Here is a 22501-nt window from a genome sequence, read left to right on the forward strand (position 1 = left end):
AGCGGCGAATGAGGCGATTCGCGTATCCCCAAAACTAACCATTCGCCCCGCGCGTTCAAGCGGGGCATGGCGACCCTACTGCCAGCCGGGAACGCCGCGCATGTCGGGCAGCTGGTGGGCGATGCCCTTGTGGCAGTCGATGCAGGTCTTTTCCTTGGTGAACAGGAAGCGCTGGTGCGCCACCGAGGCCCGCGGCGACTGCTTGGTGATGTCCATGGAATCGGCGCTGTGGCAGTTGCGGCATTCCAGGGAATCATTGGCCTTGAAGCGCGCCCATTCGTGCGCGGCGAGCTCGAGCCGGTGATCTTGGAATTTCTCGCGCGTGTCGATCGTGCCGAAGATCTTGCCCCAGACTTCCTTGGAAGCCTGCATCTTGCGCGCGATCTTGTCGGTCCAGTTGTGCGGCACGTGGCAGTCCGGGCAGGTCGCGCGCACGCCGGAGCGGTTGGAGAAATGGATGGTCGACTTCAGCTCGGCGTAGACGTTGTCCTTCATCTCGTGGCAGCCGGTGCAGAATTTTTCGGTGTTGGTGATTTCCAGCGCGGTGTTGAAGCCGCCCCAGAAGATCACGCCGGCGATGAAACCGGCCAGCACCAGGGTGCCGAGCGCGAACACCGAGCTCGGCCGGGTCAGCACCTGCCAGAGCTCGCGCAGAAACGCCCAGCTGCGCGCGATGACGCCGCGCTTGGCATTCAGCTCCGCGTTGGGGTCATCGGCGGTCGTCGTCATCTGCGGCCACCAGGGCTTGCGCGCGACAGCAGCGTGTCGATGTCGGTGAAATCGTTGCTGACCGGCGGATTGGCGGTGTTCTGCGGCACGTGGCATTCGGTGCAGAAGAAGCGGCGCGGCGAGACCGAGGCCAGGAACTGGCCGTCGCGATCCATGAAGTGCGTGATCGAGACCATCGGCGCCTGTGACTCGGCGGTGCGCGCCCGCGCGTGGCAGGACAGGCATTTGTTGCCGTTGAGGTCGACCTGATAGCCGTCGATATTGTGCGGGATGACGGGCGGCTGCTCCGGATAATTGCGCACCTCCTTCTCGGAGGTGTTGCGGTTCGGCAGCATCGGCGGCGCCGGGCCTTCGTCGTTGAGCGGGGTCGGGCCGCGCAGGCCGGAGGTCACGGTCTGCGCCGTCAGCGAGCTCGTGCCCGCTGCGATCGCGAAGGCGAGCAGGATGATTGCGGATCGTTTCATCATGACATGTTCACCCGCTCGATGCGCACGGCGCATTTCTTGAAATCGGTCTGCAGCGAGATCGGATCGGTGGCGTCGAGCGTCACCTTGTTGATCAGCTTGGATTCGTCGAACCACGGCACGAAGACGAGGCCGCGCGGCGGGCGGTCGCGGCCACGCGTTTCGACGCGGGCGCGGATGAAGCCGCGGCGGGAGACCACCTTCACCTCGTCGCCGCGTCGCAGCTTGATGTCCTGCGCATCGTCCGGATGCATGAAGCAGACCGCTTCGGGAAAGGCCTTGAACAGCTCGGGCACGCGGCGCGTCATGGTGCCGGAATGCCAGTGCTCCAGCACGCGGCCGGTCGAGAGCCAGTAGGGATATTCGTTGTCGGGCGATTCCGCCGGCGGCTCGTAAGGCAGCGCGAAGATGCGGGCCTTGCCGTCGGCATGGCCGTAGAACTGCACGTTGGTGCCCTGCTTGACGTAGGGGTCGCTGCCTTCGCGGAAGCGCCACTTGGTCTCCTGGCCGTTGACGACGGGCCAGCGCAGGCCGCGCTCTCTGTGGTAGGTGTCGAACGGCGCGAGGTCGTGGCCATGGCCGCGGCCGAACTGGGCGTACTCCTCGAACAGCCCCTTCTGCACGTAGAAGCCGAACGCCTTTGCTTCCTCGTTGGCGTAGCCGGCTTCGATCTCCGACGTTGGATACTTGTCGACCTGGCCGTTCTTGTAGAGCACGTCGAACAGGGTCTTGCCGCGATATTCCGGCTTCTTGGCGATCAGCTCGGCGGGCCAGACTTCCTCGATCTTGAAGCGTTTTGAAAATTCCATGAGCTGCCAGAGATCGGATTTGGCCTCGCCTGGTGCCGTGACCAACTGGTGCCAGAACTGCGTACGCCGCTCGGCATTGCCGTAGGCGCCTTCCTTTTCCACCCACATCGCGGTGGGCAGGATCAGATCGGCGGCGAGCGCCGTCACGGTCGGATAGGCATCCGAGACCACGATGAAATTGTCGGGGTTGCGGAAGCCCGGATAGGTCTCCTCGTTGGCGTTGGGACCGGCCTGGAGGTTGTTGTTGACCTGCACCCAATAGGCGTTGATCAGGCCGTCCTTCAGCATCCGGCTCTGCAGCACGGCGTGGGCGCCGGGCTTGTCCGGAATGGTGCCTTCGGGCAACTGCCAGATCTGCTCGGTGTGGTCGCGATGGGCCTTGTTGGTCACCACCATGTCGGCGGGCAGGCGGTGCGAGAAGGTGCCGACCTCGCGCGCGGTGCCGCAGGCCGAGGGCTGGCCGGTGAGCGAGAACGGGCTGTTGCCGGGCGCGGAGATCTTTCCGGTCAAGAGATGGATGTTGTAGACGAGGTTGTTGCACCAGACGCCGCGGGTGTGCTGGTTGAAGCCCATGGTCCAGAACGAGACCACTTTCGTCTTGGGATCGGCGTAGAGCTCGGCGAGCGCCTCGAGACGGTTGAGCGGCACGCCGGACATTTCGGCAGCTTTCTCCAGCGTGTACTCGGACACGAACTTGACGAACTCGTCATAGCTCATGTCGGTGGAGTCGTTGGCCTTGGCGGCGCCCGTCGCCTTCTTCTGCAGCGGATGATCCGGCCGCAATCCGTAGCCGATGTCGGTCTGGCCGCGCTTGAACACGGTATGCGCGGCAACGAAGTCCTTGTTGACGCGGCCGGTCTTGATGATGTGGTTGGCGATGGCGTTGAGGATGTAGAGGTCGGTCTGCGGCTTGAACACCATGCCGATGTCGGCGAGGTCGAACGAGCGGTGCTCGAAGGTGGAGAGCACGGCGACGCGGACATGCGGCGCGGACAGCCGGCGGTCGGCGATGCGCGTCCACAGGATGGGGTGCATCTCCGCCATGTTGGAGCCCCACAGCACGAAGGCGTCGGTGGCCTCGATGTCGTCGTAGCAGCCGGCCGGCTCGTCGATGCCGAAGGTGCGCATCATGCCGGCGACGGCCGAGGCCATGCAGTGCCGCGCGTTGGGGTCGATGTTGTTGGTGCGGAAGCCGGCCTTGAACAGCTTCGCGGCGGCATAGCCTTCCCAGATCGTCCACTGGCCGGAGCCGAACATGGCGACGCCGTTGGGGCCGCGCTTCCTAGTCGCCTCCTTCCACTTCAGCTCCATGATGTCGAAGGCTTCGGTCCAGGACACGGGCGTGAAGTCGCCGTTCTTGTCGTACTTGCCGCCCGTCTTGCGCAGCATCGGCTGCGTCAGGCGGTCGTGGCCGTACATGATCTTGGAGAGGAAGTAGCCCTTGACGCAGTTGAGGCCGCGATTGACCTCGGCCTTGATGTCGCCGTGGGTGGCGACGACGCGGTTGTCCTTGGTTGCCACCATCACCGAGCAGCCGGTGCCGCAGAAGCGGCAGGCGGCCTTGTCCCATTTCAGTTCGCTCACTTCGCGCTCGGCGGCGAGGTTGGCGGCGAGCGCCGGTGCGGGAAGGCCGGCGGCGGCAGCGGCGATCGCGGCGGCCTCGAGCTTGAGCATCTGGCGGCGGTCGAGCTTCGGCGATGTCATGATGGCTCTCCGGCCCTTAAGTCGTTTCGATGGCGTGGAACACCAGCGCCGCGGAATAGACGTGTTGCAGCGACTGGATGGTGTTGAGCATGGTGCCGAGGCTGCCGGCATCCGGCGCTTCGGCGACGACGACGAGCTTTCCGCGCGCGTCGCGGGCATGGATCTCGCAGCCGGGAAGGCCTGCGATCTCCGCTTCCAGTTCGGCAAGGCGCTCGGGCCGCGCCTGCACGATGATGCTGGCGATCTCGGCGCCGGGCGGCGGCACGATGCGCTGGGCGGTGAGCACGCGGCCGGTGATCAGGGCGCGGCGGTTGAGCTTGGCAAGGCTGAATGTGGCTTGGGCCATGATGCCTGTCTTTCGCTTTGAGCGGATCAATGCGGGGAGGGTGGCGGGCCTGGAGGGCCGGCGAACATCTGGTAGATCCAGACGCCGAGCCCATAGGAGCCGACCGTCCCGACCGCGAGGACGGGCATCACGATTGCGGTCAGGAACAGGAACGCGAAAATCTCCATGCGCTTACGGCGCACGCGCGACGTCGCGTCGTCAGGGGCCGACATATTCGGTCTCTTCGGAATGTGATGGGGAACCGGGACGGCATCCGGGCCGTTGCCTTACTGCACTTCTGATGCATTCCGCCCGCCAGGACGTTGATCTGGATCAACCTGCCCGCTTGCGCAGATGTCGCAGCGCCGGGGGCGACCAGCCCCGCTTCGCACGCCGGGCGGCGAAATCATTCTCCCGCGCGGCGGAATTGCCGCTGCGTAGACAGCTTCGCCTCGCCCTTTAAGATGAGTTCAACAAGAACAAGCGGGAGAGCGACGCCTATGAAGTTCGGCATCTTCTACGAGCTGCAGCTGCCGCGGCCCTGGGCGGCGGGCGACGAGCTCGCCCTCTACCACAATGCGCTCTCGCAGATGGAGCTCGCCGACAAGCTCGGCTACGACCATGCCTGGGTGGTCGAGCATCACTTCCTCGAGGAATATTCGCACTCGCCCTCGCCGGAATCGTTCCTGGCTGCCGCAAGCCAGCGCACGAAGAACATCCGGCTCGGCCACGGCATCCTCCAGCTCACCACCAATCATCCGGCGCGCGTCGCCGAGCGTGTCGCGGTGCTGGATCTGCTTTCGAACGGCCGCTGCGAGTTCGGCATGGGCGAGAGCGCCTCGATCACCGAGCTCGAGCCGTTCGGCCGCGACATGGAGACCAAGAAGGAGGTGTTCGAGGAGGCGGTCGCGGCAATCTTCCCGATGTTTCGGGATGCCGGCAGCGAGCATCACGGCAGATATTTCGACATCCCCTTGCGCAACGTCGTGCCGAAGCCGGTGCAGAAGCCGCACCCGCCGCTGTGGATGGCCTGCTCGCAGCTGCCGACCATCGAGCGCGCCGGCCGCCACGGTTTCGGCGCGCTCGGTTTCCAGTTCGTCAGCGCGGATGCCGCACACGCCTGGGTGCACGCCTATTACAACGCCATCACCAAGCGCCTGCACAAGCTCGCCGACTACGAGATCAATCCCAACATGGCGCTGGTCTCGTTCTTCATGTGCGCCAAGACGGATGAAGAGGCGCGCGCCCGCGCCGGCGGCGCCACCTTCTTCCAGTTCGCGCTGCGCTTCTACGGCGCCGCCCAGAACCGCCAGCGCCCCGCGCCCTGCACCGTCAACATGTGGGACGAGTACAACAAGTGGAAGCGGGACAATCCGCAAGCCCAGGAGGCGGCGCTGCGCGGCGGCCTGATCGGCTCGCCGGAGACGATCCGGAAGAAGCTGAAGCGCTTCCAGTCCTCGCACATCGACCAGGTCATCCTGCTCAACCAGGCCGGCAAAAACAGCCACGAGCACATCTGCGAATCGCTCGAGCTGTTCGGCCGCGAGGTGATGCCGGAGTTCCAGAACGATCCGGTCCAGGCCGAATGGAAACGCGGCGTGATGAGCGGCGAGATCGAGCTGGAAGAGATCGACACCGAGGCCTTTACGGACCGCTACGGCAAGCTGGCGATCAACGTGGCCCCCGCGAAGGCGGCGGCGGGGTAGCGTGTAAGCAACGACAGGTCCTGCTTCCTGGCGCTGAAGCCGCTGCGGTGAGCCGCGCGTCAGTGCGGCGTTTTGACCCGAAGCAGACCTTTCGAAGCCTTCTGCATCCAGCAACGGCTAGGCGGCTGAGGCCGCTCTCCGTTGCGCTGCCTCACGCACGTCGTCGCCCAGCGCTCGAGCCGCGCGAGGAACGATTCAATTCAGCGTGAGTTCGACCTCAAATCCAAGAAACAAAGCAAGAGGGTAACGCGATGACACGATCCGTGGAGGAGCTGAGACGCGAGTCCGAGCGTAGCCGCGCGGAGCTGGCGGCGACGGTCGGACGGTTGAAGGAGCAGATATCGGACACCGCCGAGGACATTCGCCACAAGGTCTCGCCTGAGCACATCAAATCCGAAGTCACCGAATACGTCAGCCACAAGACCCAGAGTTGGGTCGAAGGGCTCAAGCAACAGATCATGGAGAACCCGATGCGCGCAGTCGCCGCGGGCGCCGCACTGGGCGTTCCGTTGCTGCGGTTGGCACGGGGTATGCCGCTGCCGCTTCTCATGATCGGGGCCGGGCTGGCCCTGACGTCGAAGACGGTGCGCGATCGCGCTGCAGACGCCGCCGGTCCGGTCATGGACAAGGCGGGGCGCATGCTTGACGAGGTGACGGAGGGCGCGCGGTCCATGCAAGGCGACGCCAAGGAGACGCTATCCTCCGCCCAAAGCCGGGCCGCCGGCATGGCTGATGACGCCCAGGACAAGGCCGCTGCTCTCGCCGCTGATCTGCGGGCGAGCGCGGCGCAGGCTGCCAGCTTCGCGAGTGAAAAGCTCAGGAGCGGCATGGACGCGGCCAAGGATGCGGTCAAGGATGCGGTCAAGGATGCCGCTGCGAGCGCGCCCGACCAGGCCCGACAGACCATCGGCGACAATGCCGCGCTGATCGGAGGCTTGGGCATCGCGATCGGGGCCATCATTGCTGCGGCTCTTCCCGAGACCAAGGCTGAAGCCAAGGTGATGGGCGGAGCAAGCGACGGAGTGAAGCAGGCTGCGGCCGCTGCGATGCAATCCGGATTCGAGGCAGCGAGAGACGCGACCACATCTGCGGCCGATGCTGCGACGCAAAAGGTCGTCGAGGCAGATCTCGGCGGCCATGCCAGCCGTGTGACCCAGAACATGGCCGACACATTGAAAGAGGCTGCCGACGACGTCGTCAAAGCTGCCTTTAGCCCCTCTCAACCCAACACTTGAAGGAAAACCATCATGAGCGATTTGGACCCGCACAACGTGAAGCAGTTCGCAAAGAACCAGGACAAGGGCACCGCAAATGACATCAAGGAGCAGATGAGTGATGCCGGAGCGGAGGTGAAACAGCGCGCTGGCGACGCTTTGCGGGCGTCGGCCGACGTCGCGCGCGACAAGTTCGGTGAGGCCGCGGATGCAGCAAAGGGGGTGGCGGAAGGTACCGTGGACCAGATCCAGAGCAAGGCGCGCGAGCAGCAACGTTCGGGCGCAGATTTCGTCGAGCGCCTCGCAGGCAACATCCGCGAAGCCGGCCGGGCTTTCGAGAGCGACGTCCCGTTCGCCGCACGCGGCATCGGCTCCGCTGCCGACTATGTCGAGGACGCGGCGCGGAAGATCCGGGATGGAAGCTTCAGAGATCTCGTCGAAGGCGCAACCGATTTCGCCCGACGTCAGCCTGCGGCCTTTCTCGGAATATCGGTGCTGGCAGGCTTCGCGGCCGTGCGCTTTTTGAAAGCGTCAGGCGGACAGCCGTCATCCCGTGGGCAGCACGACACGATGGACAGATCGTCGTCGGAAAGCAGTCGGAACTCAAGCGGGACGTCGTTTTCGGCGGGACAACAAACCTGGCCTGAGGACTCCGTGCAGCGTGGTCCTAATCGGCAACAAACCTCTCCCACACAGGGCAGCTTCGTACCATGAGCATCGAGCGCGATATCAAAACCAGCCAAAGCGAGTTCAGGGCGATCTCGACGCTGCTCGGCGATGCCATGTCGCAGTTCGCCAAGCTCTTCCAGAACGAGATAGACCTGGCGAAAGCGGAGGTTGGCGAGAAGCTTCAGAAGATTGGCAGCGCGCTGGGCTTGATCGTGGGTGGCGCCGTTCTGGTGATCCCGGCGATCGTGATGGCGCTTTTTGCCCTGTCCGCCGCATTGATCTCGGCGGGATGGTCGCAGCCCGTCTCTTATCTGACGTCGGCAATCATCGCGGCGGCCATTGCCGCCGTGCTGGTCGCAATCGGCATCAACCGGCTTGATGCGCGTCATCTGGCCCCCCGAGAAACGATCGGCCAACTCGAAAAGGACAAGGACACCGTGAAGGGAATGGTGCGATGAGCAGCACAAAACCCGGCTTTATGGACAGTTTGGTGACCGCCGCCCGGGAAAACCCGCTTGCCGCAGCGCTGATCGGAGGCGGCGCGCTCTGGTTGCTTACCGGCGATCAGAAGCTGAAGACTGCGGCGCGTTCGGCTGCGGAGGCAGTCGCACCCGTCGCCGAGATCGGGTCGCGCGGTGCGAGGTCGGCGGCATCTGCCGTCAAGCAGACCGTAGCGCCTCCGACCGCACCTGAAATGGACGACGACTCGCACGGCTTCGGAGAAACGTTTCGAGGCGCAAAAGCTGCCGCTTCCGATGCCGTCTCGGGAACTGCCGACAGCATCCGCGATCGCTTCGACGAGGGCGTCGCCTTCGCGCAGGAGCAATTCGGCAAGCTCGGCGATTCTTTTCCGGATAAAGAAGCGATCGACAGCGCGAAATCGTCACTCACCGATATGCTTGAACGGCAACCCCTCGTGCTCGGTGTCGTGGGCGTCGCGATCGGTGCAGCCGTTGCAGGCGCGTTCCGCGCGTCCGAGCTCGAAAACAGATATATCGGCGACGTCAGCGACGATGTGAAGGCCGACCTGAATCGGCGCGCCGGTGCGGTCTCGCAGGCTCTGCGCGAAGCCTCCGATACGGTCGTCTCGGAAATCAGCGACACCAGCGCCGAAGTTGTTGATAGGGTCAAGCAAGCCGGAATGGACGCTGCGGCAGCTGCCCGTGCCGAGGTGAAGTCTCCTTGAGCCGAAGAAAGCGGAAGGGCCGCCATCAATGGCGCGCCTCTTCGTGTCATCGGCGGCTCGCACGCAGGTCGCTACGGACTGGGCCGGCCTTCTGCTCTTCAGATCGCGCGCCGTTGTCGTCCGGCGAAGAGACCATACACAAAGAGGACGATGATGGCCCCGACGACCGCTCCGATCAGCCCGGCACCCTCTCCAGGACGGTACCAGCCTAGGGCTTGGCCAAGGTAGGTGGCAACGAAGGCGCCGACGATGCCAAGGATGGTCGTGAGGATGAACCCGGAGGGTTCGTTGTCACCCGGCATGATGAATTTCGCGATGACACCCGCGATAAAGCCGATAATGATCGTCCAAATAATGCTCATTCTCCGTTCCTCCTGATCAATCAATGGCGACAATTACGAGGCCATCAGCTCGGTAAACGTCCCTCAGGCGTGTACTTGTCGACGGCCTGCGGCAGCTCGCGCGACAACCTCGCGAGAATTTCCTGCTGGGAAAGCCCGGTCTCCTTCTCGAGTTTGTCGAGCACGTCGGGCCCGATCGCTTCCCGCAGTTGCGGGGGCGAGATATCCTTGTTCGGCCCCGAGCTGACCCACGACCGGGCCGCATCGCCGTGGCCGTTTTCGTTGAATCTCTCCAGGAGCTCGCCAATTCCTCCCTGCAATAGTCCTCCGACACCTGCCCCGCTCAGCATGCCCGTCAGATTCCCGAGCAGGCCCCCGAGCGGTTGCTGGGCGCTTGCCGGTTCGAGGGATCCGGCCCCCGGACCTCTGAGCAGCTCCGCCAGCTTGTCCCGATTCTGATACCCGGCGATTGCGAGCAGTCCGAGAAGTGCGGTCATCGACGGCATTCCGCGGCTCATCGTGAAACTCCATGGTAGCGTCAAACATGTCGAACTCGGCCCGTTCGGTTCTGTTCCTGAAGCTTGCCTTTCAGCTTGCCGAATCCGGCGCGGGGCATTTGGAAACGGCGCAATGAGCAGCCAATCAAGCTGGAGGGCGCCGATCTAATCCCAGAATGGAACGGCCGGGCGGGCGATCATCAGCCATAAGATCATCAGCACGGCTGCGAACGCCGGAAAGCCGAAGGCGAACCACCACCGGAAGAGATGGTGATACCGGGCGGGCAGCTCGCTCTTGCTGGCGACCGCTGCGACGGCGAGATCGCGCATCTGCATCTGCATCCAGACCACCGGCAGCCAGAAGGCGCCGGTCACGAGATACAGTGCAATCGACGCCGCCACCCAGCCGTCGCCGAGGGAATACCCGCTCGACCAGGCGAGCCACGTGCCGGTGATTGGCTGCAGGATCACGGCACTTGCCGTGAACAGGAAGTCGGCCAGCACCACCGTCCGTGCAACGCCGGCGATCTCGCGCGGGTCGCCGCGCAGATGCGCCACCAGCATGAAGAAGGCGATGCCGGCCCCGGTGCCGAGCAGCACGGCCGCACCGATGATGTGCGCCATCTTCACGAGGAAGTAGAGCATCAGCGATCCTCCCGGATCGCCATGGCGACCAGGTTGAGCATGATCACCGGCCAGATCTTCAGCATTGGGCCGAGCGGATCGGCCCACAGTCGCGGCACCAGGACGGTGCCGATCACGGCATAGGTGAGCGAGATGATCAGTGCTGCCCAGAGTCCGTAGCGGCTCAGAGGCCGCCAGAGAATGGCAAGGCCGATGACGATGTCAGCGAGCGCGCCGGCCGTGACGACGAGCGCCGCGACGTTCCCTTGCAGGCCGCCTTCAAGCAGCAACGACATGCCGATATTCCAGCCCGCGCTCAGCGAGATGATGCCTGTGGCGATCCAGAACGCGCCGAAGACGCCGAAAATCAGCGGCTTGAGCGCATACAGGCGTGCGAACCAGCGTTCCTGCACCGAGGCGGGCTCGCGTGCGAGCGCGACTTCGAGGTCGCGCGGTGGAGTGCCGGTCAACCGACGCCAGGGCTCGGGATCGCCGGTCGCACCGCGGCGCATTTCCGCCTGTGCCGTCGTGTTGATGGGCGTTCGCCATCCCAGCATCTGCGCAACGTCTCCCGCGCGATAAGCAACCGAAGCCACCCAGGATGGCAGCTGCAGGCGGTACGCCGGCCTCCAGCGCAGCCAGGCCCGAAACAGCGCGACCGCATCGCTGAAGGCGATCTGCCGTGGGCCGGCCAGATCGATGGCGACGCGGGAAGGCGCGCCCGGCTGCAGGAAGAACAGCACGGTCTCAACGACGTCGTCGAGATGCACCGGTTGAATCGCCGCCGTGTCGGGCATGACCGGCAGAACCGGCAGCGCCGCCAATCCTCGCAACAGTGCGCTGCCGCCATAGGCGGCGCGGCCGATCACGACGGAGGGTCGCAGGATGACCCAATCGAGGTCGCGCGCCATCAAGGCGGCTTCGCCCTCCCGCTTGGTCCGAGAAAAATCGCTGGGGGCATCGACATTGCTGCCGATCGCCGAGAACAGGATCACGCGGCGGACGCCTGCGCTCTCGCAGGCGCTGTAGAGTGCCGCGCTTCCGGCGACATGAACCCCGTGCAGATCCCGTCCCTGCAGCGCTCCGGCCGCGTTGATCACCGCATCGATGCCCGCAAGGACGCCCTTCCATTGCGAGGGGTCGGCGGTGCGGGCGACGTCGAGGCTGATATGGCGCCGATCGCGCTCTGCAGCCGGGTGACGTGACACCGATATACATTCGTGGCCCTCGGCCGACAGCCTGGCGTGGATCGCCGAGCCGAGAAACCCTGTACCGCCAACGAGGAGAATTCGCATGATTGCTCCTTCGATCGGCAACCGAATGCCGACAAACGGCTGATCTCCATCGGAGTGACAAGGCGGGGCCACGGCCCTTGTTCCTCCAGACGGAACCGGTTAGCCCGACGAACCTACTGGCTCGGTGCCGCAAGACCCGAGATAGATGAGTCATTCACGCCATCGAGAGCCGCTGCTACAAATCGGCACAAGCCAAAAGGAAAGCGACCGGGAGAGTGCGATGCGGCCCAACGGGACAGGTTCAGGCGTTGCGGCCGGCGATGTCACGCCCGCGGTGCTCGCCATCGGCCGCTCCGATTTTCCCGATGTCCTCATCGACACGCTGCGCCGGCAGGCGGATGTCGGCCATTGCATGGTGTTCGCGCTGAGCCGGGCCGGCGCGGCAAGCTGCCTGCTCGATGCCGGCAACATCCCGATCGGCGGCGATCTCGGCGCCGCCTATGCCGGCCGGTTTCACGAAACGGATCCCAACCGCGATGCGCTGTTCGAACGCGAGGGCGACGCGCCGATCGTGCTGCCGCACTTCGCACCGCGCATGTACGGCGCGCGCTACCGCAAGATCTTCTTCCAGGATTCCGGCATCGTCGACAAATGCTCGACCGCGATCTGGGCCAGCGATACCTGCTTCTACGTCAACTTCTATCGCATCGCCGCGCAGGGCCGCTTCAGCGCCGTCCAGCGCAAGCGGCTCGGGGCAATCGCGCCGGCGATCGCAGCCAGCGTCGCGCGCCATTTCCAGCAGGCCGAGATCGTGACGCCCGACCAGAACCTCGCCGCGTTGTTCGCGACGCGCAAGCCGCTCGCCGGGCTCACCCCGCGCGAGCAGGAGGTCTGCCGCCGCATTCTGGCAGGCTTCAGCTCGGAGGCGATCTCGCAGGCGCTCGGCATCAGCCTGCATTCGACGCTGACCTACCGCAAGCGCGCCTATGAGCGGCTCGGCATCTCCTCGCAGAGCGAGCTGTTTGCGATCGCGCTGCGCCTGCTGACGGGTCCGCGCGGCCTGAACTGAGGGATATTGGTCCGCGATTGTTGACCAAAAGCGGAGGTGCCCGAAAAATCGATATATTCGAATGAATTCGTTAAACCCGCCGAAGTGGAGTCCCCTGTATCAGTTTGGAGATACGCTAGGTTGGGCGAAAGAGATGCTGGCCACCATATCTCGCGGCTCCTCGGTGCAACCTTCGCTTGTCGATAGAATCCAGCTGTGGCTTTCAAAAAGCCGCATGATCGATGGCCTTTGGATCGGAACTCTATCGGATGATCCCGAGCGGGCTCTGCAACGCGTTGAAGCCGCGCTTCGGCTGATCGAACGGTCTTCTCCTCTTCATCACCAGCGGGTCAAGAAGAGCCTTTCTCGAATCTGGGTGCGGCTGGTTCCACACGGCGCAGGCTGCTATCAGCATTCCCTGAACGCGTGCCTGCTTGACCCGCGCGTCGTTGCTTCCGAAACCACGACGATCGAATGGATCGCGTCCGCCATCGTTCATGAGGCGACCCATGCACGGCTCGAGAACTGGGGAATCCGCTACGACGAAGCCGCCCGCCTCCGGATCGAGCGAATCTGCGCGACAAGAGAGCTCGATTTTACCCGCCATCTGACGGGCGTTGATGCCTTGCAGGAGGAGATCGCGCAGAGGCTCGATTTGTGCCGTGACGAAAGCACCTACTATACGGATCAGAATATGCTGCAGAGCATGGACGAAGGCGCCGTGGAAGCGCTCCGTCATCTGCAAACGCCGGAATGGGCCATATCTCTCCTGTTCAGGGTGAGAGATTTGCGCCTTGGATTCCGCCGGTTCACACGACGCATAGCCGGTGTTCTGGTGCGATGATCGCGGCTCTGACCACCATTCGCGAAGCTCGCGCACGCGGCGCGGCCAAACGTCTGGCGAACTCGAGCTAACCCGACGACCGCTTCTCGGCAGCCGACGCGATTTTCTCCAGGACGGCGTTGGTGTGCCGCAGCTCGACCAGCCGTTGTTCGCACATCTCGATCATCATCCGCCCGGGCGCCGGCGCGCCCTTCGGCAACAAAGCCAGATCAGCGCTGACAGAAAGACACCGGCAGCGAGCCCCTTGGGCAAAAATTAACGTTGCGCGACCAACATGCTCGACATGCATTCCGAATGGCGTCGTCAACTGCCCTATCTGGTTCACACCAACAGAGAGCTCAGCCTGATGCTCCAGGGCGCCAAGCCCCTCGCATATTTCATGGATATCGTCGGCCAGGAGCCGGACATTTGTATTCGGTATTGGCGCATGTTCGACCGGCACGTCGCTGCAGGCCGCCTGACGAAGCGCGAGCTTATCGAGCCATGTCCTGGGGCGCCACAACTCGAATATCGGATGCTGTTCTACACATTGGCCGGTCACGAGTGGCGGATCGACGCCATGCTTGCGCTGCTGAACGAGCCGGGAGCTTGGTGCGATGATCGCGAACGGCGCTTCGGCGAATTGCTCGGCTACGAGACCTGGCAGATCGACCATTGGCTGACGCATGGTCGCTCGCCGACCGACGCTTAGCTTGCTTTCCCTATGAATGCCCACGGCTGCCACACGCCGGCAATCTTGCAGCGCTCGACGATCGCCGCGCTATGCGGAAAGTCGGGAACGATAGGGCGCGGTGAGCAGCAGCATGAACAGCGCTCGTTCGGCCTGGTATTTTGCGGCCGGTCGACTGGATTCGCGGCCCTGCATCACCACCGCGCCTTGAACGGTGCAGACGCTCCAGCTCCATGTCCTGCGCCTGCGCTGCGCCAAGGTCACTTGAAAAATCGGAAATTCCGGTCCCACCATCGCCGCCGCTTCTCGCCAGACATCCAATTTGGGTGGAGTTGAACCCGGAGGGTCGGCCTGTGTCTTCACCCATTTGGGTGAAGCGGAGCTTGCCCCTGCCAGGGCAGCGCTGTTGCATTTGAGACCTTTTCCCTGCGGCCATCCTTCGAGACGCCCGCTTGGGGCGGGCCCTCAGGATGAGGGCGGAGTGCGCGGGGCAGCAGTTTCAACGGGGCACTGACGCTGATGAGCCTCATCCCGAAGGAGGCGCCTCAGCGCCGTCTCGAAGGACGAGGCGTGCGCGCAGCCAGAAGTCATATGCGATGGCCCTGCCTGCGAAGGGCATGGCTCTGGTTCACAAGTCCGGCGTCAGTCTCTCAGCGGCAATTTGGGGATCGCACCGAAGAGTGCAGCTGCGCTCTTCTGGTTTCGCGTTCCGGTCTTGGCGAGGACGGCCTTGACCTGCGTGCGGATCGTTTCGCGACTGAGTCCGTGATGTGCCGCGATGTCGCCGATGGTCTGTCCCTGCGCAATTCCGCGCGCTACGCGCGCCTCGCTCGGGGTGAGATCGAACAGGCCACGAATGATGGCCAAGCTCGGTGCCTGCGAGGCGGCGACCGGCGTCGCGATGAGGAGGCCAACCGCCCCATCGAAGAGATCGCGAGCTTCGCCCGGCATCGCAACGAGATGAAGGACCACCCGATCGAGATCACTGGTGCGACGCGCGGCGAAGGAGCACACGGCCTTGTCCGGCGCATCGAGTTGAGCAAGGCCGGCGCGCAGCAGGGTGTCGGCCGCGCGGTCCTTGATGGCGATCCGGTCTTTCGGCAACCATTGCAGAAGATCCGTCATGGCTTCGATCAAGGCGTTCGCTGCCAGGACCCGCCCCGAGCGCGTGATCGCGAGGGCCGGCAAGCCGACCAGCGACAATGCCTCGGTTGCCGCCCGCATCCGGGTAAGGCGCCAGCGCGTCGACAGCAGAGCCGCCCGCGCGAGATGGGGGCGAAAGCGGTCGAGAAAATCGAGGTCCTGCCGCGAAAAGGCGGGCCGGCCGGCCAGTCTTTCCATGTGGAAGACGATGATCTCGCCGGACGGGCTGCGGACCGCCGTCGCGCAAGCGTGCTCGAAACCCCACTTCTTGTTCCATTCCACCCGATATGGATCGCGCTCCCATTCCTCCGGCGAAAACGCCTCGTGCTCGCCGACGAAGCCGGGATGATCGAGCGCCAGGAGTCGCGGGGTCGTCTCCGTCCGGCTGGAGAGGTCGCTACGCAGGAACGCCGCGAAGGCCTCGCGGATCGACGGCGACGTCACGACACCATTCCAGACACCGGACCACTGATCGGAGTCCGTGGTGATCATGACCATGCCATGGGCGCCCGCGGAATGAGCGATCTTCTCCAGGACGTCCGGCCAGAGCTCCGGAACGGTCGCTGCCTCGTGGATGCGGTCCACGATCTGCTCGAAATCGATGCCCGTCATTGTCACCGCTAGATCGATCAGGCTTGCAGCCGCGCGGCGTGCACGCCCGCTTGAGCCTTGTGCTTCGCTCGTCCAAGCCATTGATAACAATCCCCTTCAGGGGAACTCAATTGCTACTATTTCCCGAGTGTGCTCGGGTGGACGCCTCCTAAAGTTCGTGTTTACATCCTAACCATTTGAAAATTCGATGGTTTGTCCTTGGCGGCGGGCCGCTGGTCGCTGATCTGCACTGCGCGTGCTGGCCTCTTGCCGAGGCCGCCGGTCCCAATCGCTGGGGACAGACGGCGGCTCGCGAAGGCGCTAGCTTTGGCGCCGGGGAAACGACAAGGGAGCGAAGCTTGAGCACCGCGCCGCGCATCGACATCGACCCGGCCGCCTTCTGGGCCGATCCCTATCCGATGCTCGCCAAGATGCGGAAGGAGGCGCCGATCGCGTTCGTGCCGCAGCTCGGCTCGACGCTGCTGACGAGCCGCGACGACATCTCGATCTCGGAGAAGCAGATCGACGTGTTCTCCTCGCACCAGCCCGCCGGCCTGATGAACCGGCTGATGGGTCACAACATGATGCGCAAGGATGGCGAAGCGCATCTCGTCGAGCGCCGCGCGATGTTTCCGACGATCTCGCCGAAGACGGTGAAGGGCTACTGGACCGCGCAGTTCCAGGCCCATGCCGATCGCATCATCGCTTCGCTCGAACCGGGCCGGATCGATCTCATGCGCGACTTCGCGCTGCCGTTCTCCGGCGAATGCCTGAAGTCGATCACCGGCCTCACCAATATCGGCTTTCAGGACATGGATTCGTGGTCGCAAGGCATGATCGAGGGCATCGCCAATTATGCCGGCGACCCTGAGGTCGAGGCGCGCTGTCATGCGGCTACCGCGGGCATCGACGCCGCGATCGACGACATTCTGCCCGTGATGCGCAAGCATCCCGACCAGAGCATTTTGGGGGTGCTGCTCGCCTCGGGCATGGCGATGGAGAGCGTGCGCGCCAACGTCAAGCTCGCCATCTCCGGCGGCCAGAACGAGCCGCGCAAAGCGATCGCCGGCACGGTCTGGGCGCTGCTGACCCATCCCGACCAGCTCGATCTTATCCGGCGCGGGGAGGTGTCATGGCTGCAGGCCTTCGAGGAATATGCCCGTTGGATCTCGCCGATCGGCATGTCGCCGCGCCGGATCGCCAAGCCCTGGACCATCCGCGACGTGTCGTTCGAGCGCGACGAACGCGTGTTCCTGATGTTCGGCTCCGCCAACCGCGACGAGAAGCACTTTGAGCGCGCCGATCAGTTCGACGTGCGACGCGACACCTCCAAGAGCGTCGCCTTCGGCGCCGGCCCGCATTTCTGCGCCGGCGCCTTCGCCTCGCGCGCCATGATCGCCGACGTCGCGCTGCCGACATTGCTCGCGCGCGCGGGGCGCATCGAGCTCGCCGACGACGAACAGGTGCGGATCGGCGGCTGGGCCTTTCGCGGGCTGCAGAATCTGCCGGTGAGGTGGGTGCAATAGGCCGGAGCGGGGCCTCTCTCCCAAGGCTGCAATCATGCCATTCTGCTCCTGTTTTGCCCGACGAGTCAAACGCGCTTCGGATTTTACGTAAGTGATTGTTTTCGCACGCCTCGGCTACTGTGCATGGGGTTGTTTTGCGACTTCTTATGTTCTGGTGCTCCGGGCTGGGCAAAATCCGTGCATCCCTCACATTCGCGTGCGGAAAAATTCCATCCTCATTCGCTTCGCCGCTTGAAAGATTAATCACGCGCGCAGCATGCAACGCAGTGCTCGCATCGCTATTTTCCCGGATGTCTCGACACTTCCGACGACCCGCACCATCATTCCGCAAACGTGAATGATGACGGCCATACGCGGCCCGGAGAACGGAATGCAGCGTCGAGACTTTCTGAAGCTGTCGGTTGGAACTGCGGCCGCCGCTGCGTTCGCATCCCCCGCGATCGCGCAAGGCGCGGTGAAGGAAATTCGCATCGGCTACCAGAAGACCGGCGTGCTCGTCATCACGCGCCAGCAGGCTGCCCTGGAAAACCATTTCTCCCCGCAAGGCATCGAGGTGAAGTGGATCGAGTTCTCCTCGGGTCCGCCGATGATGGAGGCGATGAATGTCGGCAGCGTCGATTTCGGCGCGGTCGGCGATTCCCCGCCGGTGTTCGCCCAGGCGGCGGGAGCCGCGATCGTCTACGCCGCCGGCCAGCCCATCACCAACGGCCAGGGCATCCTGGTGCCCAGGGATTCGCCGATCCGCGACATAGCCGACCTCAAGGGCAAGCGCATCGGCTTCACCAAGGGCTCCAGCGCCCACAACGTCGTGGTGCAGGCGCTGGAGAAGGCCGGCCTCACCTATGCCGACATCACGCCGGTCTACCTGACGCCGCCGGACGCCGGCCCCGCCTTCGCCAATGGCAGCATCGAGGCCTGGGCGATCTGGGATCCCTATTTCGCGATCGGCGAGACCAAGCAGAACGGCCGCATCCTGATCAATGCGCGCGAGGTCACCAAGACCAATTCCTTCTTCATCGCCAACCGCGAGTTCGCGAAGAACCACGGTGCCATCCTGCAGCAGATCGTCGAGGTCACCACCGCGGCCGGTAAATGGGCCGAGCAGCATCGCGACGAGGTCGCCAGATCGCTCGCCGCGATCACCGGCGTTCCCTTGGATATCCAGACCGTCGCTGCCAACCGCGCGAATTTCGTGATCGGCCCGGTCACCGACGAGATCGTCGCGACCCAGCAGGGCGTCGCCGACCGGTTCTACAAGCTCGGCCTGATCCCGAAGCCGATTCAGATCCGCGACATCGTCTGGCGCAACCCGGCAGCCTGACCGTGCCGACGACTCTTCCCATTTCCAAAGGTCTGAACATGAGGCGCATCGTTCAACGCGTGATCGCGGCCATCATGCTGTCGATCGGCATCGTCGCCGCCGCGGTCGGCACCTCCTACGGCCAGGACAAGGTGGTCCGCATCGGCTATCAGAAATACGGCAAGCTGGTGCTGCTCAAGAGCAAGGGCACGCTGGAGCCGAAGCTCGCCGCTGACGGCTACAAGGTGGTGTGGACCGAATTTCCGTCGGGCCCGCCGCTGCTCGAGGCGCTCAATGTCGGTGCGGTCGATTTCGGCAACACCGGCGAAGCCCCGCCGATCTTCGCGCAGGCCGCCGGCGCGCCGATCCAGTACGTCGCCTATGAGCCGCCGGCGCCGAAGGGCGAGGCGATCCTGGTGCCGAAGGACAGCCCGCTGAAGTCGGTCGCCGATCTCAAGGGCAAGAAGGTCGCGCTCAACAAGGGCTCCAACGTCCACTATCTCCTCGTCAAAGCGCTGGAGAAGGCCGGCGTCAAATACTCAGAGATCGAGACGGTGTTCCTGGCGCCGGCTGACGCGCGCGCCGCCTTCGAGCGTGGCGCGGTCGATGCCTGGGTGATCTGGGATCCGTTCCAGGCCGCGGCGGAAGCGGCCACCGGCGCGCGCACGCTCGCCGACGGCACCGGCATCGTCGCCAACTACCAGTTCTACTTCTCCTCCAAGAAATTCCTCGACGCCAACCCGAAGGTCGTCGATGCCGTGCTCGCCGAGCTCAGCACGGTCGACGATTGGGCCAAGGGCGACATCCACGCGGTCGCCGAGCAATTGGCGCCGACGATCGGCCTGTCCGTCCCGGTGGTCGAGGTGGCGTTGAAGCGCCAGTCCTACGGCATCAAGCCGATCACCGATGCCGTCATCGCGGACCAGCAGCAGGTGGCCGACGCATTCTTTGCGCTCGGCCTGATCCCCAAATCCATCAAGATTTCCGACGTGGCGCGGAAGTCGGGAACGTGAGCACAAACATGAGCAAGCAAACCAACGCCAACATCCTCTGGTTCCTGCCGACGCACGGTGACGGCCGCTATCTCGGCACCGGCATCGGCGGCCGCGAGGTCAACTTCAACTATCTGCGCCAGATCGCACAGGCCGCCGATCAGCTCGGCTATTTCGGCGTGCTGTTGCCGACCGGGCGGTCCTGCGAGGATTCCTGGATCGTTGCTTCCTCAGTCGCGCCGTTCACCGAGCGGCTGCGCTATCTCGTCGCCGTTCGTCCCGGCCTGCAATCGCCGAGCGTTGCCGCGCGCATGACGGCGACGCTCGATCGCATCTCGAACGGCCGGCTGCTCGTCAACGTCGTCACCGGCGGCGATCCCGTCGAGAACAAGGGCGACGGCGTCTTCCTCGGCCATGACGAGCGCTATGAAGTCACCCGCGAGTTCCTGAACGTCTACAGCGACCTGCTTGCCGGCAAGACGGTGAACGTCGAGGGCAAGCACATCCGCATCGAGGGCGGCAAGCTGCTGTTTCCCCCCGTGCAGTCGCCGCGGCCGCCGCTCTATTTCGGCGGCTCCTCCGATGCCGGCATCGACGTCGCAGTCGACACCGTCGACAAATATCTCACCTGGGGCGAGCCGCCGGCGCTGGTTGCCGAGAAGATCGCGAAGGTGAGGGAGGTCGCCGCGGCCCGTGGCCGAAAGCTCTCCTTCGGCATCCGTCTACACGTCATCGTCCGCGAAACGAATGAAGAAGCCTGGCGCGCCGCGAACGAGCTGATCAGGCACGTCAGCGACGACACCATCGCGCTGGCGCAGAAGAACTTTGCCCGCATGGATTCGGTCGGCCAGCAGCGCATGGCGCAGCTCCATGGCGGCAAGCGCGACAAGCTCGAGATCGCTCCGAACCTGTGGGCCGGTGTCGGCCTCGTGCGCGGCGGCGCCGGCACCGCGCTGGTCGGCGACGCCGAGACCGTCGCGGCACGCATCAAGGAATATCAGGATCTCGGCATCGATACTTTCATCATGTCGGGCTACCCGCATCTGGAGGAAGCCTATCGCTTCGCCGAGCTGGTGTTCCCGCGGCTCGCGCTGGAGCAGCCTTCCAACGTGACGAAGCTGCATTTCAACGGCGGTCCGTTCGGCGAGACGGTCGGCAGCGATTTCCGTCCGCAGCATCGGGTGTCGCAGTCATGAGCCTGATCGACAGCATTTCGCTTCCGCGCAGCATCCGCCTGCCGCGCATCGACGGCCTGATCCAGTGGATCGTGCCGCTCGCCATCATCGCGATCTGGCAAGTCGCGAGCGTCACCGGCTTCGTGCCGACTCGGGTGCTGCCGGCGCCGAGCGACGTCGTGCTTGCCGGCTGGAAGCTGCTGCTCTCCGGCGAGCTGGTCCGCAACATCTGGGTGTCGTTCTGGCGCGCCTCGATCGGCTTTTTGATCGGCGGCAGCATCGGCTTCGCCTTCGGCCTCGCCAACGGCCTGTCGCAGCTCTCGGCCAGGCTCACCGACACCACGCTGCAGATGGTGCGCAATGTGCCGCATCTGGCGCTGATCCCGCTTGTCATCCTCTGGTTCGGCATCGACGAGAGCGCAAAGCTCTTCCTGGTGGCGCTCGGCGTGTTCTTCCCGATCTACCTCAACACGCTGCACGGCATCCGCACCGTCGATCCGCAGCTGATCGAGATGGGCCGCATCTACGGCATGACCGATGGCGAGTTGTTCCGCCGCGTGATCTTCCCGGGCGCGCTGCCCTCGATCTTCGTCGGCATCCGCTTTGCGCTCGGCATCATGTGGCTGACGCTGATCGTGGCCGAGACCATCGCGGCCTCTTCCGGCCTCGGCTACATGGCGATGCAGGCGCGCGAGTTCATGCTGATCGACGTCGTCGTGCTCTCGATCCTGATCTACGCCCTGCTCGGCAAGCTCGCCGACAGCGCCTCCCGCGTGCTGGAGCGCCTGACGCTCTCCTGGCACCCCGCCTTCCAGAAACGTTGAGCGAAAATACTGGGAATCACATGCAGACAGCGCTTCGTACCTCCCTTCCCGAGACCGAGCTCGCCAGCCGCGCCAGTTTCGCGCCTCACGCCCGCGTGGTGCGCGAGGAGCGGCCGCTTCAGGCCAGCGGCCTGCCGCTCAGCATCCGGGGCTTGCGCAAATCCTTCGGCGACAACGAGGTGCTGCGCGGCATAGACCTGCATATCCCCGCCGGGCAGTTCGTTGCGATCGTCGGCAAGAGCGGCTGCGGCAAGAGCACCCTGCTGCGCCTGATCGCCGGGCTGGAGAAGATCGATGCCGGCAGCATCAGCTTCGGCCAGGACATTCAGCCAAAAGACATTCAGCCGGAAGACATCCGCGTGATGTTCCAGGAGCCGCGGCTGCTGCCCTGGGCCCGCGTGCTCGCCAATGTCGAGGTTGGCCTCGGCCGCGATCGCGCCTCCACCGACGCGCATGCCCGCGCCGAGAAGGCGCTGATCGAGGTCGGCCTCGCCGACAAGCGCGACCAATGGCCTTCGGTGCTCTCGGGGGGCCAGAAGCAGCGCGTCGCGCTCGGCCGTGCGCTGGTCTCGCGCCCGCGCGTGCTCGCCTTCGACGAGCCGCTCGGCGCGCTGGATGCGCTGACCCGCATCTCGATGCAGCGCCTGCTGGAGCGGGTCTGGCGCGACCAGGGCTTTACCGCGATCCTGGTGACCCACGACGTTGCCGAGGCGGTCGCGCTGGCCGACCGTGTGCTTGTGATCGAGGATGGCCGCATCGCCCATGACGTCACGGTCAACGCCGCCCGGCCGCGCCAGCGCGGTTCGGCCGAGCTTGCCGGGCTGGAAGGCTCGATCCTGAGCCACCTGTTGTCAGCGGACGATCGTACCTAGATAAAGGGAACCT

At 64.5% G+C, this 22501-nt stretch carries 25 protein-coding genes and 1 pseudogene; 14 read left to right on the forward strand and 12 right to left on the reverse strand.

The genetic code is table 11. From position 1 onward, the window contains the following. Nucleotides 1–75 precede the first annotated feature (75 nt). From N2604_RS09775 to napE, 5 genes are read right to left on the reverse strand one after another with little or no spacing between them, the layout of a single operon-like run. Entirely contained in the window at nt 76–729 is a 654-nt protein-coding gene (locus N2604_RS09775) for a cytochrome c3 family protein (protein ID WP_260374513.1), read from the reverse strand. Continuing rightward, the gene (locus N2604_RS09780; protein WP_035998936.1) at nt 726–1196 is read right to left on the reverse strand and encodes a nitrate reductase cytochrome c-type subunit; all 471 of its coding nucleotides are present in this window, start codon (nt 1194–1196) and stop codon (nt 726–728) included. The genes N2604_RS09775 and N2604_RS09780 overlap by 4 nt, the downstream gene beginning before the upstream one ends. Then, nucleotides 1193–3706, reverse strand: a complete 2514-nt coding sequence (napA, locus tag N2604_RS09785; protein WP_260374514.1) for a nitrate reductase catalytic subunit NapA — start codon at nt 3704–3706, stop codon at nt 1193–1195. The genes N2604_RS09780 and napA overlap by 4 nt, the downstream gene beginning before the upstream one ends. A gap of 16 nt (nt 3707–3722) precedes the next feature. Further along, on the reverse strand, nt 3723–4052 hold the full coding sequence (locus N2604_RS09790) for a chaperone NapD (protein WP_260374515.1): 330 nt from the start codon (nt 4050–4052) through the stop codon (nt 3723–3725). A gap of 26 nt (nt 4053–4078) precedes the next feature. Beyond that, nucleotides 4079–4264 (reverse strand): periplasmic nitrate reductase, NapE protein, encoded by a 186-nt coding sequence (gene napE / locus N2604_RS09795; protein ID WP_007596178.1) that lies wholly within the window; start codon nt 4262–4264, stop codon nt 4079–4081. 267 nt (nt 4265–4531) lie between these two features. Between napE and N2604_RS09800 the strand changes: the two genes are divergently transcribed. The 5 genes from N2604_RS09800 (at nt 4532) to N2604_RS09820 (ending at nt 8806) form a co-directional block, all read left to right on the forward strand. After that, nucleotides 4532–5737, forward strand: coding sequence for an LLM class flavin-dependent oxidoreductase (locus N2604_RS09800; protein ID WP_260374516.1), 1206 nt, complete (start codon nt 4532–4534; stop codon nt 5735–5737). A gap of 251 nt (nt 5738–5988) precedes the next feature. Further along, nucleotides 5989–6972, forward strand: coding sequence for a DUF3618 domain-containing protein (locus N2604_RS09805; RefSeq protein ID WP_260374517.1), 984 nt, complete (start codon nt 5989–5991; stop codon nt 6970–6972). Nucleotides 6973–6984: 12 nt separating this feature from the next. After that, nucleotides 6985–7665 carry a hypothetical protein gene (locus tag N2604_RS09810; RefSeq protein WP_260374518.1) on the forward strand — a complete coding sequence of 227 codons (681 nt, stop codon included), beginning with the start codon at nt 6985–6987 and terminating at the stop codon, nt 7663–7665. Next, nucleotides 7662–8078: a phage holin family protein gene (locus tag N2604_RS09815; RefSeq protein ID WP_260374519.1), complete on the forward strand. Its 417-nt coding sequence runs from the start codon at nt 7662–7664 to the stop codon at nt 8076–8078. The genes N2604_RS09810 and N2604_RS09815 overlap by 4 nt, the downstream gene beginning before the upstream one ends. Before the next feature lie 236 nt (nt 8079–8314). Further along, the gene (locus tag N2604_RS09820; protein WP_311739927.1) at nt 8315–8806 is read left to right on the forward strand and encodes a hypothetical protein; all 492 of its coding nucleotides are present in this window, start codon (nt 8315–8317) and stop codon (nt 8804–8806) included. Nucleotides 8807–8904: 98 nt separating this feature from the next. Here the strand turns inward: N2604_RS09820 and N2604_RS09825 are convergent, their stop codons facing one another. The 4 genes from N2604_RS09825 to N2604_RS09840 form a co-directional block, all read right to left on the reverse strand. Further along, nucleotides 8905–9168, reverse strand: coding sequence for a GlsB/YeaQ/YmgE family stress response membrane protein (locus N2604_RS09825; RefSeq protein ID WP_197948269.1), 264 nt, complete (start codon nt 9166–9168; stop codon nt 8905–8907). 44 nt (nt 9169–9212) lie between these two features. Further along, nucleotides 9213–9665 carry a YidB family protein gene (locus N2604_RS09830; protein WP_260374521.1) on the reverse strand — a complete coding sequence of 151 codons (453 nt, stop codon included), beginning with the start codon at nt 9663–9665 and terminating at the stop codon, nt 9213–9215. Between the two features lie 144 nt (nt 9666–9809). After that, nucleotides 9810–10289, reverse strand: a complete 480-nt coding sequence (locus tag N2604_RS09835; protein WP_260374522.1) for a DUF2269 domain-containing protein — start codon at nt 10287–10289, stop codon at nt 9810–9812. After that, nucleotides 10289–11563, reverse strand: coding sequence for an SDR family oxidoreductase (locus tag N2604_RS09840; RefSeq protein WP_260374523.1), 1275 nt, complete (start codon nt 11561–11563; stop codon nt 10289–10291). Before N2604_RS09840 ends, N2604_RS09835 begins: the two co-directional genes overlap by 1 nt. A 220-nt stretch (nt 11564–11783) precedes the next feature. Here N2604_RS09840 and N2604_RS09845 point away from each other — a divergent pair, with 220 nt between their 5' ends. Then, nucleotides 11784–12572 (forward strand): helix-turn-helix transcriptional regulator, encoded by a 789-nt coding sequence (locus tag N2604_RS09845; protein WP_260374524.1) that lies wholly within the window; start codon nt 11784–11786, stop codon nt 12570–12572. A 133-nt stretch (nt 12573–12705) separates the two neighbouring features. After that, nucleotides 12706–13395 carry a hypothetical protein gene (locus N2604_RS09850; RefSeq protein WP_260374525.1) on the forward strand — a complete coding sequence of 230 codons (690 nt, stop codon included), beginning with the start codon at nt 12706–12708 and terminating at the stop codon, nt 13393–13395. Nucleotides 13396–13462: 67 nt separating this feature from the next. Here N2604_RS09850 and N2604_RS09855 read toward each other — a convergent pair whose 3' ends face one another. Further along, nucleotides 13463–13684, reverse strand: a complete 222-nt coding sequence (locus N2604_RS09855; RefSeq protein WP_260374526.1) for a hypothetical protein — start codon at nt 13682–13684, stop codon at nt 13463–13465. On the opposite strand from N2604_RS09855, the gene N2604_RS09860 reads away from it, so the two are divergent. After that, complete coding sequence (locus tag N2604_RS09860) at nt 13670–14086, forward strand: hypothetical protein (RefSeq protein ID WP_260374527.1); 417 nt, start codon at nt 13670–13672, stop codon at nt 14084–14086. The genes N2604_RS09855 and N2604_RS09860 overlap by 15 nt on opposite strands. Nucleotides 14087–14155: 69 nt before the next feature. On the opposite strand, the gene N2604_RS09865 is transcribed toward N2604_RS09860, so the two are convergent. Continuing rightward, nucleotides 14156–14359, reverse strand: coding sequence for a hypothetical protein (locus N2604_RS09865; RefSeq protein ID WP_260374528.1), 204 nt, complete (start codon nt 14357–14359; stop codon nt 14156–14158). Nucleotides 14360–14707: 348 nt separating this feature from the next. Continuing rightward, nucleotides 14708–15820, reverse strand: coding sequence for a helix-turn-helix transcriptional regulator (locus tag N2604_RS09870; RefSeq protein ID WP_260374529.1), 1113 nt, complete (start codon nt 15818–15820; stop codon nt 14708–14710). Nucleotides 15821–16158: 338 nt separating this feature from the next. Here N2604_RS09870 and N2604_RS09875 point away from each other — a divergent pair, with 338 nt between their 5' ends. The 6 genes and pseudogenes from N2604_RS09875 to N2604_RS09900 form a co-directional block, all read left to right on the forward strand. After that, a complete protein-coding gene (locus tag N2604_RS09875; protein WP_260374530.1) occupies nt 16159–17325 on the forward strand; it encodes a cytochrome P450 in 1167 nt (388 codons plus the stop codon). Nucleotides 17326–17695: 370 nt separating this feature from the next. Next, a complete protein-coding gene (locus N2604_RS09880) occupies nt 17696–18646 on the forward strand; it encodes a sulfonate ABC transporter substrate-binding protein (RefSeq protein WP_260374531.1) in 951 nt (316 codons plus the stop codon). Between the two features lie 38 nt (nt 18647–18684). Then, nucleotides 18685–19638 carry a sulfonate ABC transporter substrate-binding protein gene (locus N2604_RS09885; protein WP_260374532.1) on the forward strand — a complete coding sequence of 318 codons (954 nt, stop codon included), beginning with the start codon at nt 18685–18687 and terminating at the stop codon, nt 19636–19638. Nucleotides 19639–19646: 8 nt separating this feature from the next. Then, nucleotides 19647–20813: an FMNH2-dependent alkanesulfonate monooxygenase gene (gene ssuD / locus N2604_RS09890; protein ID WP_260374533.1), complete on the forward strand. Its 1167-nt coding sequence runs from the start codon at nt 19647–19649 to the stop codon at nt 20811–20813. Next, the gene (ssuC, locus tag N2604_RS09895) at nt 20810–21616 is read left to right on the forward strand and encodes an aliphatic sulfonate ABC transporter permease SsuC (protein ID WP_260374534.1); all 807 of its coding nucleotides are present in this window, start codon (nt 20810–20812) and stop codon (nt 21614–21616) included. Before ssuD ends, ssuC begins: the two co-directional genes overlap by 4 nt. Nucleotides 21617–21837: 221 nt before the next feature. Continuing rightward, nucleotides 21838–22488 (forward strand): annotated as a pseudogene (locus N2604_RS09900) (ABC transporter ATP-binding protein); the annotation flags it as partial. Nucleotides 22489–22501 lie beyond the last annotated feature (13 nt).

It is taken from the genome of Bradyrhizobium sp. CB1015, from assembly GCF_025200925.1.
In the GTDB taxonomy this organism is placed as follows: domain Bacteria; phylum Pseudomonadota; class Alphaproteobacteria; order Rhizobiales; family Xanthobacteraceae; genus Bradyrhizobium.